This is a genomic window from Mesotoga sp. UBA5847 (genome assembly GCF_002432735.1).
Lineage (GTDB): Bacteria > Thermotogota > Thermotogae > Petrotogales > Kosmotogaceae > Mesotoga.
The window spans coordinates 101,467-117,672 of sequence record NZ_DJGL01000069.1 but is presented as its reverse complement, the minus strand read 5'-3'; the positions used below and the strand labels follow the sequence as shown (position 1 = coordinate 117,672).

Sequence of the window (16,206 nt, the reverse complement as noted above, 5' to 3'; positions counted from 1 at the left end):
TCTGATATGGGAGGGATAGTCTATGAAGAAAACAATACTGGTTATTCTCAGTTTTTTCTTGGCAGTATCACTATTTGGGATTGTAACTTATGACATGCAGAAGGTAATTATTGTACCGGAGCAGCCGCAGGGGGGGCTGGAGGTTTCCATTTGGCTTGACAGAGATAACGGTTCTCTTTACTATTCAGGCGAAGAGGTTAAGACTTACTTCAAAGTCAATAAAGATGCATATATAGCGATATACGATATCACACCAAATGGAGAAATCCAGCTGATATTCCCTAACGGTTATGATCGCAGCAATTTCGTCAAGGCTGGAGTGACCTACACTCTTCCAACGGAGAACGCCACGACGAGATACCGTCTTCAGTTGACGAGTGAGACAGGTGGAGGAAAGGAGATCTTTCAGATTGTTGCATCGACGTCTTCCCTTGGATTTCTTGACGATTTGATGGTGAGAGCTCTGGCAGGAGATATCTTCCCCAAGGCCAGTTCAGGGGCGGAGGACTTCGTAGTTTCAAAAGTAATACCTGTTATTGATAAGCAGGAGTATGCCGTTTCCACTGCTTGGTTCTATCTCGATGTGATGCCCAGCACAGGACGAGCGAGGATAACAACAACTCCTTCAAACGCAACAATTTATGTTGACGGTAAAATGATAGGTACCAGTCCGATAAACATTGACCTCGACGTGGGCAATCATATTGTTACTGCGTATATGAGCGGATACAGTAAAGAAACGAGGCAGTTCACTATCGAAAGTGGGAGAACGCTGGATGTAAGACTTGATTTGCAGAAGTTAGCAAAAGAGTATCAATTCTCTCTTGTCACAAATCCAAGCGATGCAACTGTGCATATTGATGGCAAGCTTGTAGGAAGAACACCCCTGAATGTCACCTTGGAAGAAGGCACGAAGAGTATCAGCGTTTCTAAGGCTGGATATCAGACATACACAGAGACTTTTGTCCTGAATCGTAACATTTCCAAGTCTATCACTCTGACTTCTATGGTTCAGAATTATCAACTGTCGGTAATAACGAGTCCTTCAGGGGCAGATATTTATGTGAATAACGCTTACATTGGGAGATCCCCGTTAAGTGTGACTCTGGAAGGCGGAACAAAGAACTTGAGAATTGAGAGATCGGGATACGAGACATACACTGAAAACTTCATTCTTGATCGCTCGATTTCGAAGTCCATTACCTTGACTCCTCAAGTGAAAGAGTACAGATTGAGCGTAACGAGTTCACCTTCCAACGCCCTTGTCTACATAAACGGAACATATCAAGGCAGAACCCCGCTTACTCTTACCTTGAGGGAGGGATCTTACGCCATCAGAGTAACCGCAGATGGCTATGAAGATTTCTCTACTAATGTAACACTTGCTAGTGATAGACAAGTAAGTGCCACTCTTTATGCAAAGAAGGCCAGACTGACAGTAGAAACAGAGCCGACAAATGCATCGGTTTTTGTAGATAACGTTTATGTGGGCAGATCTCCGCTATCCGTTGATCTTGATGCGGGGAGGCATACGATCAGAGTAGAGAAGTCTGGCTATATAACGGACAGCAAAGATGTCAATCTCGCTGCCGGAACCAGTTCATCGACGAAAATCACTCTGATTGAAGAAAGGCCGGTTGCCAGGATTACAATTTCCTCTGATCCGAGCAATGCGAGAATCTTCATTAACGGAAAAGATTATGGTAGATCAAACAGGGTAGTTGAACTTGATCCAGGATATTATGAAGTAGTGCTTGTTCTGGACGGATATCGCGTGTCGGTTACATATAGATACTTTGGCAAGGGAGATCACAATCTCTCCTTCAACCTTTCAAGAATCGACTGATATCTTCTCCTGTTACCCGAATAACCGGGACTCAAGTCCCGGTTATTCTTTTTCTGTCTGTCTCAGATAGGTATATCCACTTTCCGGGGCTCAATCGATCGGGAAGGTAATATGCGCCGATCCTGTTTCGGTGAAGGTTTCTCACCTTGTTTCCTACTGCCAGAACGAGTCTCTTGACTTCGTGATACCTGCCCTCCGTCAGTACAATTCTCAGATGAAAAGAATCTAGTTCTTCAACTGATACCGGCATAGAAAACTCTTCATCGCCTATTGAGACTCCTTGCGAGAGAAGTGAGATCTCATCTGAAGTAATCTCATTGACAGTCTCTACGAAATACTCCTTCTCGACCAGCTTGTTCGGCGAAATCACGTTGTGAATGAACTCGCCGTCGTTTGAGAGTATTACAAGTCCTGTTGTGTCTTTATCAAGCCTTCCGGCAATGGACAGTTCGGCAGAAAAGACTTCATCTATCAGGTCGAAGACATTCTCTCCTTCGTCTCTCTCTCTTGAGCAGACAAAACCTCCAGGTTTGTTCAGAGCTATGTAGACCATTCCAAAGGCCTTTATGTGCTCTCCGTCCAGAAGTACTTCATCGTTCGCGCTAACACTTGCAGACGGGGTATCGACGACTCTTCCATTAACGACTACTCTTTGACTTCTTATCATCTTTCTGCTCTGGCTTCTGCTGAAGCCAGAGAACTTAGAAACATAGCCATCCAATCTCATAAACAGATTGTACAATACACCTTCTTGAGGTACCAGTATCACGCACCTCCAAGCTATTGTGCATGATGTTATAATCTTTTAAAAGAAAAAGAGAGGGTGGATCTATATGAGAAAGGAGTGGCTTCTCCTAAAGCCTGATGATGAGGCCGTAAACAGATTGGTCGAATTCATGGGAATCGATGTGTTTTTGGCAAGATTACTGGTAACGCGAGGAATTGATGACGAAGTTGAAGCAATGAGGTTTCTGAATCCAGATAAGACGATTCTTCATGATCCCTTCATTCTTGAAGGTATGCAGCTTGCAGTTCGTACAATAATAGAGACTAGAGAGAGAAACGAGAGCATCGTTGTCTTCGGTGATTATGATGTCGATGGTGTAACCAGTACAGCGCTCCTGTATCTTGCAATGAAAAGAATGGGGTTCAATGTTAGTTATTACATTCCCTTAAGGCTTGAGGAAGGGTACGGTTTGAGCAAGGACGCAATAAAGGATCTAAGAGAACAGGGCCATAAACTACTGATTACCGTTGACTGTGGAGTCACTTCGTTTGAGGAGATCAAGTATGCAAAGGAAATAGGATTCAATGTTGTCGTAACCGATCATCACGAGGTGAAGGATATTCTTCCGCCCGCCGACGCCATAGTCAATCCCAAAAGACCTGACGACAACTATCCCTTTAAGGGACTTGCTGGAGTTGGCGTAGCTTTCAAATTGCTTGTTGCGCTTAATGAGACTCTACACTGTCCTATCGATCCGGAGGAATATCTGGATATCGTGGCGCTAGGTACTATAGCGGATATTGTACCCTTGAGAGATGAAAACCGCTACATAGTCAGGCAAGGTACCGCAAAGATCCAGAGCAGCCCGCTTCTTGGACTAAAGGCACTTTTGTCGTATCTTAGAATCCCGTCTGAAAACCTTACTGCGCAGGATATTGCCTTCAAGATTGCGCCCAAACTTAACGCGGCAGGGAGAATGGATTCAGCTATTGTTGCCCTCGAACTATTAATAAGTGAAGACATGGATTCAGCAATGAACACTGCTAGCCGGCTTCTGAAGCACAATCAGAATAGACAGACAATAGAGGCGAAGATCTTCGACCAGACTGAAAGAGATATCGACAGCACGTCCAGTTTCAAAGATGACTATGCGCTTGTTGTTGACGGCGATAACTGGCACCTTGGAGTTCTGGGGATTGTTGCCTCCAGACTTGTATCAATTCACAACAAGCCGGTTTTCTTGATATCTACCAACGGTTCCGACGGTAAGGGTTCCGCAAGAAGTCCTGCCGGTGTAAGCATAATCAGTCTCCTTAACGAAGTCTCTCACCTTTTGAGGGAGTTTGGCGGGCATGAGATGGCTGCAGGATTCAGCATAGACAAGGAGAACATCACTGAATTCCGAACGGCAATAAACGATGCTTACATAAGACTTTATGGGAAAAAGCAGCCGGTATTCAAGATAGACATCGACGATGTCCTCTCTATAGATTCTATTACATCCGCTATTCTTGATAAACTGGAGCTCTTGAGACCCTTTGGCCACTCAAATCCCGAACCGAGATTCCTTATAAAGGGACTTAACATAGAGAAAGCGAAGATGTTTGGCAGCGGCAGCGATCACGTGAAGTTGATTCTACGTTCTGGAGATAGAAAGACGCTTGCGATAGGTTACAACATGGGTTCAATGTTTGATGACTTCAAATATGTGAAGCCAAATCTCCTAAAGGTGGATGCGGTTGCTTCAATTAAGAGCGAGAACCTTTATGGACTGCAGAGTGTCAAACTCTCTCTTTCGGATGCAAAGCTTTACATTGATCCAGTCTTTGAAGAGGAAGTAAGGGACAAGAATTTCGTTTTTGAGTTTATAAGAGATTGGAAGAATCAGCAGCCCGGTTCGCAGGTAAAAACTGATGTATCCGCTCTGATAAGCGAGCTTGAGAAGAAGCTCTCTCATAAGTGTCCGGAGTTCATGGAAGTAAGCATCAAGAATCCATGGGGAGTGTTTGGCAACATCAGACTGAAGAACCCTTTTCTCGCTCTCAAAATACTTAAAAACTATCAGCAAGGCAAGAAGACTTTCGTTGTGTCTGCAATAAACGGCACGCTTGCACATACCTATTATTCTCTGCAGCACTATCTGGATTCTATAAAACCAGTCTTTGCCAACTCTCTGTACAGAGGAAGGTTGGATGAACCCGTTGTTTTCACCACTCTGCCCTTCTTCGTTGAAAGGTTTAACGAGATTGCTGAAATAGCCGGAGAGATTATTTTCGACGAACCTACTTATATTCTCTCGGGCATTTTCAAGGACCATCCAGATCTTGAAGGTTTTTTCTCAAACATCGATAAGGTCCTAGGAATATCTGGATTTGCAGGAAGTGTCTACTATGATGATTTGAAGGATTTTCTATCGGATAGAAGGATATCTCACGTATATAAGCCAAGTCCAATCAAAAGGGTGGGCATAATCGACAACCGAGGCTCCAGAAAGAAGGTCGAGCAGGTGATGTCGATCGTCGGTCATGGTGAGAATGTCGCTGTGATTGTTGATTCCCCACATAAGACGGTCACTCTTGCCAAATCTATGGGATCAAGATTATCCCATGCTCTTCAGAATGGGGAACTGATTTTCTACAATTATCTGCTGAAGGACTTTCAGAGGTCGGTAATATACTCACTTGTTGAGAGACAGAAGATCAGGGTCCTGATTACTACTCCATCTAGCGACGGACTTGGTGTCACTTTAGGTAACTCGAATATTGTATTCTACAGTGCGCCAAGGAACTTCCTGGAGATTATTGATTCTGTTTCGACCAGACCCGGTGAAGATTCGGAGTTGTTCTTGAATCTATCTTTCAACAAGGCCGACTTGATTTCTAATACCGGTGAAATGGACAGGCTTTTTCCGACAGTTGAAGAGCTTGAAGCCGTTTATCAGGACCTTAAGGATGTTCTGCCAGCGTCTGAGAGGGATATCAGAAAGGCCCTTAGCTTTGAAGACGGAATCTCGAAGGTCTTTCTTTCTATGTTGGAGGAGATGAAGCTTGTAAGTGCTGACGAAGGAATCTGGTACAGCAGTTCGAGCTCGGAACTCGACTCAGTTGAGGTGAAAAAGACATTGCGGTACAGAGAGGGAGTCGCTGAAAAGAGAATGACCAGATGGTTCGCCACCAAGCTTTCGACGATGACGACAAGAGGACTGCTTCGGAGTCTTACAAATGCAGAAGAGGTGCTTAAGGTTGGTTGACACCATGGTGCTGGATTCTCTGATAACAGTCTCGCGGCAAGAAATTATGAAGGCGCTGTCGCTGATTAGGGACGGAGGTTTGAATGCGAAGATCTTCCCTACTCCACCAGATTTATTCTTGGGTTGCTCGCTTTCAATTGCGGTCTCATCTGGAGATCTTTGCGCGAGCGTCAGCCTCCTAAAAGAGGCAGACATCGAGATTCTCCTTACTAACCATTGTGACGAAAACCCGGTAAGGTCCTTCTATGGTAAAACTTGGCATTGACTTTGGCACATCAAGAATCGGCCTTGCTTTACAGATAGAGGGTGTAGAAATCCCTCTAAGAACCATTGATCACTCAGGTTATCGCAAAACACTCTCAAGAATACTAGAGGAGAAGAAAGTCGAGATAGTTGTTATTGGATTACCAATCTCAATGTCTGGCAGATTCAGCGAATCTACTATGAGAGCAGTCTCATTTGCTGAAAAGGTGAAGAACATCTATTCTGGCCCAGTCTTTCTGGTGGATGAATCTCTAACTACAGAGACGGCGATGAGAATGTCTCAAGAAGTTGGACAGGATTTCTCGAAAGTAAAGGATGTTTTCAGTGCAATGCAGATTCTTAGAAATGAGTCTTCTATTACGGCCAGAAGGTGGGAGGTACGTGAGAGAAGAGTCGTCTGCCGTGATCTTCGTGAAATCCCTTCAAATAGCAGGGTATTGCTGTACAAACCAGAATCTGCTCGAATAGAAGGTATTGACTCTCTGGAGACAGACCCAGGAGTTTTTGTCGAAGATCCTCAGATCTTTCTGGCATTCAAGAGAAAAGGAATGAACCCGGTAAACCTTATTGATGACATAGACTTTTCAACTTACGATATAATAGTAATCGCTTGTGGAGAAGAGCTTGATGGGAAGTTAGATCTGAACTCAGAAGGTCCGCAGGTTATTGAGTGCTCGTGGCTCAACGGATAGAGCGCTGGACTCCGGATCCAGAGACTGTGGGTTCAAATCCCACCGAGCACACCATGTTTGCAACGCGGGAGGTTTTGTATGAAAAAGGGTGATCTTGGCATCGATTTGGGAACCGCTTCTCTCTTGGTCTTTCAGAAGGGCAAGGATATAGTGATTGATGAGCCTTCGGTCATCGCTGTTGAAACGAAGACGGGAAAGATAATCTCAATTGGTTCTGAAGCTAAGGAAATGATCGGTAAGACACCAAAGGACATAAAGGCTGTAAGGCCAATTCGAGATGGGGTTATTGCAGACTATCAGATTTTAGAACAGGCTCTCAAGGAACTTGTGAAGCGAACTCGCACGAAATTCTCCCTGTCCAGACCGGCGGTTGTTGTCGGTGTTCCAGCCAAGGTTACAAGTGTTGAGAGAAGAGCAGTTATCGAAGCCACAACGGCTGCAGGAGCAAGCAGAGTTTACCTGGTTCTTGAACCTGTGGTCGCTGCAGTCGGAGCAGGCCTTCACATATTTGATTCAGTGGGTAATATGGTTGTGGATATTGGAGGAGGGACTTCCGACATTGCCGTAATCAGCCTTGGCGGGATAGTAGTCTCGCGTTCTCTGAGAACTGCCGGAGATGCAATGGACGACGCGATAATCAAGTTTGTCAAGCGCAAGTACAAGTTTCTTATTGGCAGCTCGACTGCAGAGGACGTCAAAATTAAGATCGGGAAGGCTTTTCCCACTCTGGAAAGCTACGAGCTTGAGGTAAGAGGAAGAGATGCCCTGAACGGTCTTCCGGGTAATATTAGAATCACCTCTGACGATATTCATGAGGCGATATCTCAGATCTTGCAGGATATTGTTCTTAATCTTAGACAGATTCTGGAAGAGACACCTCCGGAAATCGCTGCCGACATAATGGATACAGGCGTTGTGCTCACAGGAGGTGGTTCTTTGATCCGAGGATTACCGGATTTGATAATTCAGGAGACCGGTATCAAAACCATAGTCTCCGAGGATCCAAGAACTTGCGTTGTCAAGGGAATAGGAGAGCTCCTTGAAAGCGATAAGCATCTTCAGAGAGTAGTGATAAATCACAGCAAATAGCTAGGTTCTTACTCTATTTCTCTTTTCGAGTATTACTATAAGGTATGAGAATGCTAGTCCCGAGAGAATTCCCACCGCTATTTGTATCAGATTGAAGTTGATCCCCGGTCTGGAGAGTAGATCGGGTATTGAGCCTAGCATAAGGCCAAGAAGGAAGGAGAAAGTCGCACAGCGGCACCTCTTCATCAAGAACTTCAGAAGTCTGCTTACGAAGACCACGCCAAGAATAACACCGACTCCGATGGAGGCAATGATTACTAAGTCTAGGTTCTTGAGAGCAGATATTGCCCTAGTGTATTCACCGAGCAGTAGAAGTATGAAGGCACCGCTAAGTCCGGGAAGGACCATAGCCGCCGCTCCAAAAAAACCTGCTACCACATCAAAAACGAGATTAAGAGCACCGCGATCAGAAATACTACCTTCTACCGACCTTGAACCAAGCAGAGATATTATGACAACGAGTACTACCCCGGCAGCGAAAGAGATAATCGAAGTCGCGCCGATTTTTTCAATGCGCCTGAATACAACTGGAATTCCTCCAGCAACGAGTCCGGAGAACATCCCATACATTAGCGAAGGGACGACTGAAAGAGAGAGATCTATTAGAGCTGCGAAAGCGAAGATCCCTATTCCTATGCCCGCGATAAGCTGAATCAGGAATACGAACTCTTTCTTCTTGATCCTCAAAGCTGTCAGCGATGAGACTGAATCCACAAATCGCTCATATATGCCTCCTAGAAGAGCGATTGTACCACCACTTACACCTGGAATGAGATTGGCTAGACCCATTAGTACACCTACAAAGATCACATAGAGCATTAGACACCCCCAGATCGCCATATCTCTAATTATATATCCTGTGACTTGTTTTCCTCACTTTGTGTACTCTTCTTTAATCTCGTCTATAATAGTCGGTATATGTTATAATTCAGATAATAAATAACGGATTTGGAGGGATTGACTTGACTCTTCTGGAAGTGAGGAATCTTCACGCTGTTCTTGCTGAGAATAATGAAGAGATATTGAAGGGAGTGAACCTAACCGTTAGGAGCGGAGAGATTCATGCCATTATGGGGCCTAACGGAAGCGGGAAATCCACCTTTGCAAATGTGCTGATGGGCAACCCAAAATACACAGTGACCGAAGGCACCATGAGGTTCATGAACAAGAACATATCAAGATTGTCTGTTGACGAGAGGGCTAGGCTAGGCATCTTTCTCTCTTTCCAACAGCCGCAGGAAATATCCGGAGTCAAGCTCAGAAGTTTTCTCATGGCTGCCTCTCAGAGCTTTGGGAACAAAACGCCTTTGCTTAAAATGAGTCAGGAAGTTGACAGATTGGCTTATAATATAGGTTTGGAGATGGAACTCATAGATAGGTATCTTAACGTAGGTTTCTCTGGTGGAGAGAAGAAAAAGGCCGAAATAGTTCAAATGTGTTTTTTGAAGCCTAAGTTGGCTATCCTTGACGAAATCGATTCCGGGTTGGATATAGATGCACTCAAGAGCATCGCTCGATCCATCAATGAATTCAGATACTCGGAGAACGCGATTATTCTGATCACACATTACAAAAGGTTGCTTGAACATGTGGAGCCGGATTATGTGCATATCTATGTAAATGGAACGATGGCAATAACTGGAGGTAAGGAGCTTTCAGTAGAAGTTGAAGAGAATGGCTACGAGGGGATCTTTGGGTCAGCAAAGGGGGCCTGAGGATGCGAAAAGAAGGATTAATCGACAGTACAAGGTTCGATTTTAGTTCAGATTCCAGGTACAGGTTTGTTAGCGAAAGAGGATTCAGGGAAGACCTAATAATCGATGTCTCGAAAAGGAAGAGCGAGCCTGAATGGATGCTTCATAAACGCCTTGAATCTCTGAGAATCTTCAACTCTTCGAGAGATCCTGAGTTTGGAGTTGATACAGAAAGTCTAGACCTAAGCAGGATAATCTCTTATCTAAGTCCCGATGCAGACAAGAAGAGATCATGGGATGATGTGCCTGAGGAGATCAGAGAGACATTCGACAGATTAGGTATTCCAGAGGCAGAGCGGGAATCGTTTGCAGGGGTAGGAGCTCAATATGATTCTGAGATAGTGTATCAGAATATCAGAAGGGAGCTTGAGGGTCTAGGCATAGTCTTTTTGGATATGGAGACGGCTGTTAAAGAGCATTCGGAATTGGTTAGGAGATATTTTATGAAGGCGGTTCCACCTGGCGATCACAAATACGCTGCGCTCCACGGGGCCGTCTGGAGTGGAGGTTCTTTCGTATATGTTCCCAAAGGGGTGAAGGTACCGCTCCCGCTTCAGGCATATTTCAGAATGAATGTGGGGGGCAGCGGACAGTTTGAACACACGCTTATCATTGCTGATGAGGGATCTGATCTTCAGTTCATTGAGGGCTGTTCTGCACCGAGATTCAACGATCTGAACCTCCACGTAGGAATGGTAGAGATATTCGTTCTGAACAAAGCCAGGGTCAAGTACTCGACTATTCAGAACTGGTCGAAGAACACATTCAACCTCAACACCAAGAGAGCGATCGTTGAGGAAGATGGAACAATCGAATGGATATCGGGCTCTCTTGGAAGTCTGAAAACAATGTTGTATCCTACATCCGTTTTGAAGGGAAGAGGTGCAAGAGCCGAGCATCTTGGAATAACTTACGCCGGTCCCGGTCAGCATATGGACATTGGATCCAAAGTGATCCATCTTGCTCCTGAAACCAGTTCACTTGTAGATGCTAGAAGCATAAGTGCGGGTGGAGGCTGGGCCTTCTATAGAGGTCTACTAGAAATATCTTCAAGAGCGAAAAACAGCAGGTCTTCAGTTCGATGTACGGCGCTGATGATAGATAACGATTCGAGATCCGACACAGTTCCGATCATTGAGGTAATGAATGACTCAGCAGAAATCGGCCACGAGGCGCGAATAGGAAGATTAGGGGAGGATGAAATATATTATCTCATGAGCCGTGGTCTGAGCGAATCGGAGGCCAAGGCAATGATTGTCAGGGGATTTATGGAACCCGTATCGCGCCAGTTCCCTGTGGAGTATGCGGTGGAACTCAATAGATTGATAGATATGGAGATTGAAAGCAGTATTGGTTGAGGTGACTACGATGGAAGTAACAACTGATTTCGTTCACAATAATTACAAAATGGTTAGACCACCCAGAAGAGAAGAGGTTTCAGTTGGGGATTTTGCCGATAGAGACTTTCTTCTCGCCGCAGATTTGGCTTCGCCTGCGATGTCTGCTTTCATTAGCAACAGGTATTCCGAATACAAGAAACTGTCATTTCCTTTATGGAAGCGGTTTAAGTTAACTGGAATGACCTTGCCTGACATCTCTCTCAGGCATCGCACGAAGTATACAGATCCAAATGCAAAACCCATGATCTCTCTTAGCAGTGACGAAGTAGAACTTCTTGACAGGCTGGATTTTGAAGGTTCTGACAGAAAACTTCTCTTGCTTGGAGACATTTGCTTCTCTGAAGGTACAATGATCTCCGTCCCGCCTCGAAAGAGAGTAAGCAAACCATATGTGATTCCGTTTAGTAGGGACTCAAGAATTATGAACAACCTATTTGTTTCTGGGAAGGGCTCGTCCATAAAGTTAGTCATAGATAGCACGTCTTCAGGTAACTGGCTTCTCCAGAACAACAGGTTTCTTATCAAGGAGGATTCCACTGTGGAGGTCCTTTACATAAATAGAATGACTGAAAGAGGTTATGGATTTTCGAACAACCTGTACTTTCTGGAGAAGAACGCTAAGCTAAGAGTAGTTGAGGCGAGTACGGGAAATGCCTCAATGGCGGTTTTCCATATGGTTCTCCTCGAAGGTGAAGGTGCGCAAGCATCTGTAAAACCTCTATTCGTTGCTCGCGGAGATACTGTTCTCGATATGCATTATGTGGTGAAAGCAATTTCGCGTAACTCGGAAGGCATGATTTCCGGATCAGGTGTTCTCCTTGACAACGGGAGAAGTGTCTTCAGAGGAACATTGGACATGAGGAAAGGCGCAAAGGGATCAAAGGCAAGTGAACACAGCAGCGTCTTGATGCTCTCTCAAAAAGCTAGAGCAGATACGATACCATCGCTGCTTGTGGGAGAAAGTGAAGTAGAAGCTTCTCATGCAGCGACCGTAGGATCTGTAGATGAACAAAGAGTCTTCTATCTAATGTCAAGAGGGTTTTCCAGAGAACGGGCGATCCGATTCATTGTTCAGGGAACTTTTGAGCCAGTACTCAAAGAGATCGACAAGATCTTTCCTACCTTCACGGAGGTGGTAAGAAATGAATTCGCAAAAGAAGTCTGAACCCAGGGTGAAAGACCTTAGAAGAGATTTTCCGATCTTCCGTAACCATCCGTCTCTAGTGTATCTGGACAATGCAGCCACAACCCATAAACCCGCGTCCATAATAGATCTTGTAAAAAGTTTCTACGAAGCCGAGAACGCTAACGTTCACAGGGCGGTATATCCTCTTGCGGAAAGGGCTACCAGTCTTTATGAGTACAGCAGACAAGAAATAGCACATTTTGTCGGGGCTGACCAAGATGAAGTAGTCTTCACAAAAGGTGCCACCGAGAGCCTCAGTCTTCTGGCTGCTTCGCTTGCCTCCTCAGGTGAGTACGGGACCTTCGTAGTTCCAATAATCGAACATCACAGCAATTTCCTCCCATGGCAGTATTACGCCCGGAGAAACGGGTTAGACTTTGTGGCTCTGCCCGCCGTTGGCGCAGAGTTATCGGTTGAAGATTTACGTAGGTCGCTTCGGGATATCGAAGGACCTTTCGTTTTTTCCATCGGTGGCTTGATGAATTCTACAGGTTACAGGACTCCCTTTGAGGAGATTACGGAGATTGTCCATTCTCTCGGTGGGATTATTGTCATCGACGGAGCTCAACTAATTCCTCACGAGAGTTTCGATTTCAGAGAATCGAAAACGGACTTTCTTGTCTTTTCCGGGCACAAGATGCTTGCCGAAACCGGTATCGGTTGCCTTGTTGGTCGATCGAGCCTAATAGAGGAGCTTTCACCTTTAGTTCTTGGAGGAGGAATGGTCAACCGTGTTGATGTTGAAGATTCCTCTTTCTCGGAGGGGGTCTCTAAACTCGAAGGGGGGACTCAGAACATAGCGGGCGCGGTCTCCCTTGCCGGAGCAACAAAGTATCTCAAAGGGATTGGCATGAAGTGGATAAATGATCACGTCTCCTATCTTACGAATATCGCAAGAGAGAGATTGGCGGAAATACCTGACTTAACTATTCATAGCCCATCATCGAGCCATGCCATACTGCTGTTTTCTCACAGGAGAATACACTCTCATGATCTCGCCGAGTTCCTTGGTAGAACCCAGAACGTTGCCGTAAGAAGCGGCCATCACTGTGCACAGTTGCAGATGGGTGCTCTTGGAGTATCTTCGGCATGCAGAGCGTCTCTATATCTGTATAATACCCTTGAAGATATCGATAGGCTTTTTGAGGGAATAACTAAAGCGGAGAGGTGGTTCTCGTGAACTTCGAGCAGCTTTATGCCGACTTCGTAATGCATCACTATAAGAACAGCATGTACAGAGGACTTCTGCCGGCCTCTACATGCAGTGTAGAAGGATCGAATACGTCTTGCGGTGACTCGATCATTATTCATCTCGAAGAAGGCGAATCCACGATTCAGGCAGTGAGATTTGAGGGCGAGGGCTGTGCGATCAGCCAGGCATCAGCTTCAGTCATGGCTGAGATTCTCGAAGGCAAGACTTATGACGAGGCCCGGGAGATAGTAGAGAGTTTTGAAAAGATGTTGCGAGGGGAGAGCTTTAACGAATCGCTGATTGGTGATGCGTTATTCTTTCAGGGACTGAAGGATCACCCGATGAGAGTCAAATGTGTGAATCTGCCCTGGAAGACGGTAGCCAAAGCTCTGGCTTTGAACGAGCAAAAAAAGACCGGTGCATAACACCGGCTATACTCTGCGCTGAAGTAACCCTACAGTTTGATTATACACTTATTGGTCTGTAGAATCAACTTTTTTGTCTCTCTCCGCCAGATACTTGTCCAGTTTCTCTTGCTCGTTGCTGAAAAAGTAATTCTTAGGGTTTTCTGCCATTTTCGTAACTTCGCCAAAGAGAGAATCTAATACGCCCATAAGCGTCTCTCGCTCATTTTCACTGAATTCAGTCTTCAGCGCTTGCTTAACCTTTTCTTCATCTGTTCTATCACTAGTGTCGCTTTCAAGTGCTTCAAAAAGCCTCTCTAATAACTCGTCAATATTATTCACTGTTCTCCTCCTGATCGAGAAAGCCTCATTATGTACTTACCTAGCGAATCATTGTTAGTCTTAATCTCACTGACCGTGCCCTTCTCTAACGCACAGAGAATTGCCAGGGTTACTTCTTCGGGGTTCTCGTTCGCTTCTTCTTCAAGTGTATCAACGTCGGTTCCGCCATACTCAGAAAGCTTCGCGATCCTAAGCGCAAAATCGAAGCTCAAATCCTTTAGCTCTTCAAGGTACTCATCTATAAAGGAGTCGGTTCTGAAGGGCAAGCCCGAGAGTACCCATCTCTGAACGTACAATAACGTCCTGAATATCCCGGTAGTCTTGCCACTTCCAGATATAAGGAAGGCCATAAGGTATGAAAGATATTCTTGCTGAGAAGGATAAGCTTCCAGTTGAGAGATAAGTTCTGTGAAGAAACCCATTTCAGCCAAAGTAATCTCCCTGATTTCCTTTGGGATAGCTCCTTCAGAGAACGCAGAGATCCTTTTGGTTACTTCGGCATTGTCAAGTTCAGAGAGCAACCCATTAAGAGATTCAACGTTAATCTTTCCCGATTCGATCAAGTTACAAGTCGAAAAGTCTTTGCTGAGAAACCGTCCTCTCAAGTACCTGTAATAAGACTCATTCAGTGTGTTTTCGAAGACAAGCTCTCTCTCAATAACTCCCTCTGACAAATACTTATGAAGGAGCAGAAGCGTCTTGAGCTCGAGGTAAGTATCATCGAGCAACTCGAGTGCAACGTCGTACTCGCCCATCATGTCAAGCACACGTGATTCAAACATCAGAGCTTTTTGATCGGCGGTGTTGTTATAGTAACTTCGGCAATGCGAAAGAGAGTCCTCGAGCATTCCCATATTCTTCTCATTGATCGCGAGTTCGTATAGGACATCAGGGTTCCCGCTTATGGCATAGGCTGTCTTTAGGTCTTCGTAGGCTTCATATAGCTTGCCCTGTCTAGCCTTCGAAAAGGAGCGATTGTAGAAGCTCCTCCAGTCTTCATTACTACCGATGCTTTCAGTGAACGTCTCTTCTGCCAAGGCAAACTTTTGAACTTCGTTTAGGATAACACCCTTTCTCAGCAGGATATCCGAATAAAGGGGGAATCCCTTTCCTATCTTTCCGGCTATCTCCAACGCCTCATTGTACTCTCCCTTAGAGATAAAGCAATCAATTACTGCGACAAAAGGAAGGGCAAACTGCCCTCCAGACTCTTCTATTGATTTCAGGTAGGAAACAATTGCATCATCAAATTCCTCTTGAGACTGGAGCAGCCTTCCGAGTTCAAAGTAACCGATGTAGAATTCATCGTTCATCTCAATAGACCTTCTCAGTTCGATTTCGGCAAGTTCAGTTCTTGCCTCTTCCCTAAACATCAATCCTCGATAGAAGTGATATCTGTAATCCTTCTTTATCTTGCCTGCCTTATCTAAATACTCCGTTGATTCCCCGATAGCCCCAGAGTTCAAAGCTCTTTTGAAGGCCTCGAAGTAGTAGTAGAGCAGATAGGACTCGTAGTAGTCATCTCGTTCGATCTTACATTGGGCTTCAAGTCCCCTGATTATTATGTCTAGTTCTATCCTGTCCCTGTCTGCGATTTTCTCCAGATCTTCTGCAAGGACGGGAAGCTTCACCGGAAGATTGTTCGCCTTTGCCATTTCTGGCTTTATTGGAAGATAGATTAAGACAGTTTTGTCCTTCAAAAAAAATCACCAACCGCTTTCTGCTCTCATTTGCTACAAACTCGCACATATTGTATAATACCAGAAGAGCGATAGAAGATACAGGAGGTTTTCTTGATGGTTGTTCTTGCTTATGCACTTATTTCCCTGCACATTGCAATAAGTGTAGGACTTGGAATTGCTGTGATGCTGCAGATGTCTAAGTCTGCAGAGCTCGGTGGAGCTTTCGGAGGTGGTGCTTCCCACACTATGTTTGGAAGAAAGAAAGGTCTGGATACCATGGGAAAGATAACACTTGGCCTTGCCATAGGATTTATGGCAAACAGTATTTTGATTGCATTTGTGGTTTCCAGAGCATTTGGCGCTTAGGTGGTAGAGTTG

The 16,206-nt window shown here is 45.0% G+C and carries 15 protein-coding genes and 1 tRNA gene; 12 read left to right on the top strand and 4 right to left on the bottom strand.

All coding sequences use genetic code 11. From position 1 onward, the window contains the following. Positions 1 to 22 precede the first annotated feature (22 nt). Positions 23 to 1,846 (top strand): PEGA domain-containing protein, encoded by a 1,824-nt coding sequence (locus B3K91_RS07625; protein ID WP_292592154.1) that lies wholly within the window; start codon positions 23 to 25, stop codon positions 1,844 to 1,846. Between the two features lie 31 nt (positions 1,847 to 1,877). Here B3K91_RS07625 and B3K91_RS07620 read toward each other — a convergent pair whose 3' ends face one another. Continuing rightward, positions 1,878 to 2,615, bottom strand: a complete 738-nt coding sequence (locus B3K91_RS07620; protein ID WP_292592153.1) for a pseudouridine synthase — start codon at positions 2,613 to 2,615, stop codon at positions 1,878 to 1,880. 64 nt (positions 2,616 to 2,679) lie between these two features. Here B3K91_RS07620 and recJ point away from each other — a divergent pair, with 64 nt between their 5' ends. From recJ to B3K91_RS07600, 5 genes are all read left to right on the top strand, one after another. Then, complete coding sequence (gene recJ, locus B3K91_RS07615; RefSeq protein WP_292588374.1) at positions 2,680 to 5,823, top strand: single-stranded-DNA-specific exonuclease RecJ; 3,144 nt, start codon at positions 2,680 to 2,682, stop codon at positions 5,821 to 5,823. Next, positions 5,795 to 6,088 carry a DUF3343 domain-containing protein gene (locus B3K91_RS13685; RefSeq protein ID WP_414674172.1) on the top strand — a complete coding sequence of 98 codons (294 nt, stop codon included), beginning with the start codon at positions 5,795 to 5,797 and terminating at the stop codon, positions 6,086 to 6,088. The genes recJ and B3K91_RS13685 overlap by 29 nt, the downstream gene beginning before the upstream one ends. Further along, positions 6,069 to 6,779 carry a Holliday junction resolvase RuvX gene (gene ruvX, locus B3K91_RS07610; protein ID WP_103133871.1) on the top strand — a complete coding sequence of 237 codons (711 nt, stop codon included), beginning with the start codon at positions 6,069 to 6,071 and terminating at the stop codon, positions 6,777 to 6,779. Before B3K91_RS13685 ends, ruvX begins: the two co-directional genes overlap by 20 nt. After that, a tRNA-Arg gene (locus B3K91_RS07605) sits at positions 6,758 to 6,833 on the top strand. Before ruvX ends, B3K91_RS07605 begins: the two co-directional genes overlap by 22 nt. Before the next feature lie 24 nt (positions 6,834 to 6,857). Then, positions 6,858 to 7,868 carry a rod shape-determining protein gene (locus B3K91_RS07600; RefSeq protein WP_214060755.1) on the top strand — a complete coding sequence of 337 codons (1,011 nt, stop codon included), beginning with the start codon at positions 6,858 to 6,860 and terminating at the stop codon, positions 7,866 to 7,868. On the opposite strand, the gene B3K91_RS07595 is transcribed toward B3K91_RS07600, so the two are convergent. Then, the gene (locus tag B3K91_RS07595; RefSeq protein ID WP_214078742.1) at positions 7,869 to 8,687 is read right to left on the bottom strand and encodes a DUF368 domain-containing protein; all 819 of its coding nucleotides are present in this window, start codon (positions 8,685 to 8,687) and stop codon (positions 7,869 to 7,871) included. 143 nt (positions 8,688 to 8,830) lie between these two features. Here B3K91_RS07595 and sufC point away from each other — a divergent pair, with 143 nt between their 5' ends. From sufC to sufU, 5 genes are read left to right on the top strand one after another with little or no spacing between them, the layout of a single operon-like run. Next, positions 8,831 to 9,583, top strand: a complete 753-nt coding sequence (sufC, locus tag B3K91_RS07590) for a Fe-S cluster assembly ATPase SufC (protein WP_099829119.1) — start codon at positions 8,831 to 8,833, stop codon at positions 9,581 to 9,583. 2 nt (positions 9,584 to 9,585) lie between these two features. After that, positions 9,586 to 10,980 (top strand): Fe-S cluster assembly protein SufB, encoded by a 1,395-nt coding sequence (gene sufB / locus B3K91_RS07585; protein ID WP_099829120.1) that lies wholly within the window; start codon positions 9,586 to 9,588, stop codon positions 10,978 to 10,980. A 10-nt stretch (positions 10,981 to 10,990) separates the two neighbouring features. After that, positions 10,991 to 12,187: a SufD family Fe-S cluster assembly protein gene (locus B3K91_RS07580; RefSeq protein WP_214078743.1), complete on the top strand. Its 1,197-nt coding sequence runs from the start codon at positions 10,991 to 10,993 to the stop codon at positions 12,185 to 12,187. After that, entirely contained in the window at positions 12,165 to 13,388 is a 1,224-nt protein-coding gene (locus B3K91_RS07575) for an aminotransferase class V-fold PLP-dependent enzyme (protein WP_292592150.1), read from the top strand. The genes B3K91_RS07580 and B3K91_RS07575 overlap by 23 nt, the downstream gene beginning before the upstream one ends. Then, entirely contained in the window at positions 13,385 to 13,825 is a 441-nt protein-coding gene (sufU, locus tag B3K91_RS07570; RefSeq protein ID WP_214060751.1) for a Fe-S cluster assembly sulfur transfer protein SufU, read from the top strand. The genes B3K91_RS07575 and sufU overlap by 4 nt, the downstream gene beginning before the upstream one ends. A 48-nt stretch (positions 13,826 to 13,873) precedes the next feature. Here sufU and B3K91_RS07565 read toward each other — a convergent pair whose 3' ends face one another. Together B3K91_RS07565 and B3K91_RS07560 are read right to left on the bottom strand one after the other, a co-directional pair. Beyond that, on the bottom strand, positions 13,874 to 14,146 hold the full coding sequence (locus B3K91_RS07565) for a chromosome segregation protein SMC (RefSeq protein WP_214060750.1): 273 nt from the start codon (positions 14,144 to 14,146) through the stop codon (positions 13,874 to 13,876). Beyond that, a complete protein-coding gene (locus B3K91_RS07560; protein ID WP_214078746.1) occupies positions 14,143 to 15,846 on the bottom strand; it encodes a tetratricopeptide repeat protein in 1,704 nt (567 codons plus the stop codon). Before B3K91_RS07560 ends, B3K91_RS07565 begins: the two co-directional genes overlap by 4 nt. 96 nt (positions 15,847 to 15,942) lie before the next feature. On the opposite strand from B3K91_RS07560, the gene secG reads away from it, so the two are divergent. Continuing rightward, on the top strand, positions 15,943 to 16,194 hold the full coding sequence (gene secG / locus B3K91_RS07555) for a preprotein translocase subunit SecG (RefSeq protein WP_099829126.1): 252 nt from the start codon (positions 15,943 to 15,945) through the stop codon (positions 16,192 to 16,194). Positions 16,195 to 16,206: the final 12 nt, after the last annotated feature.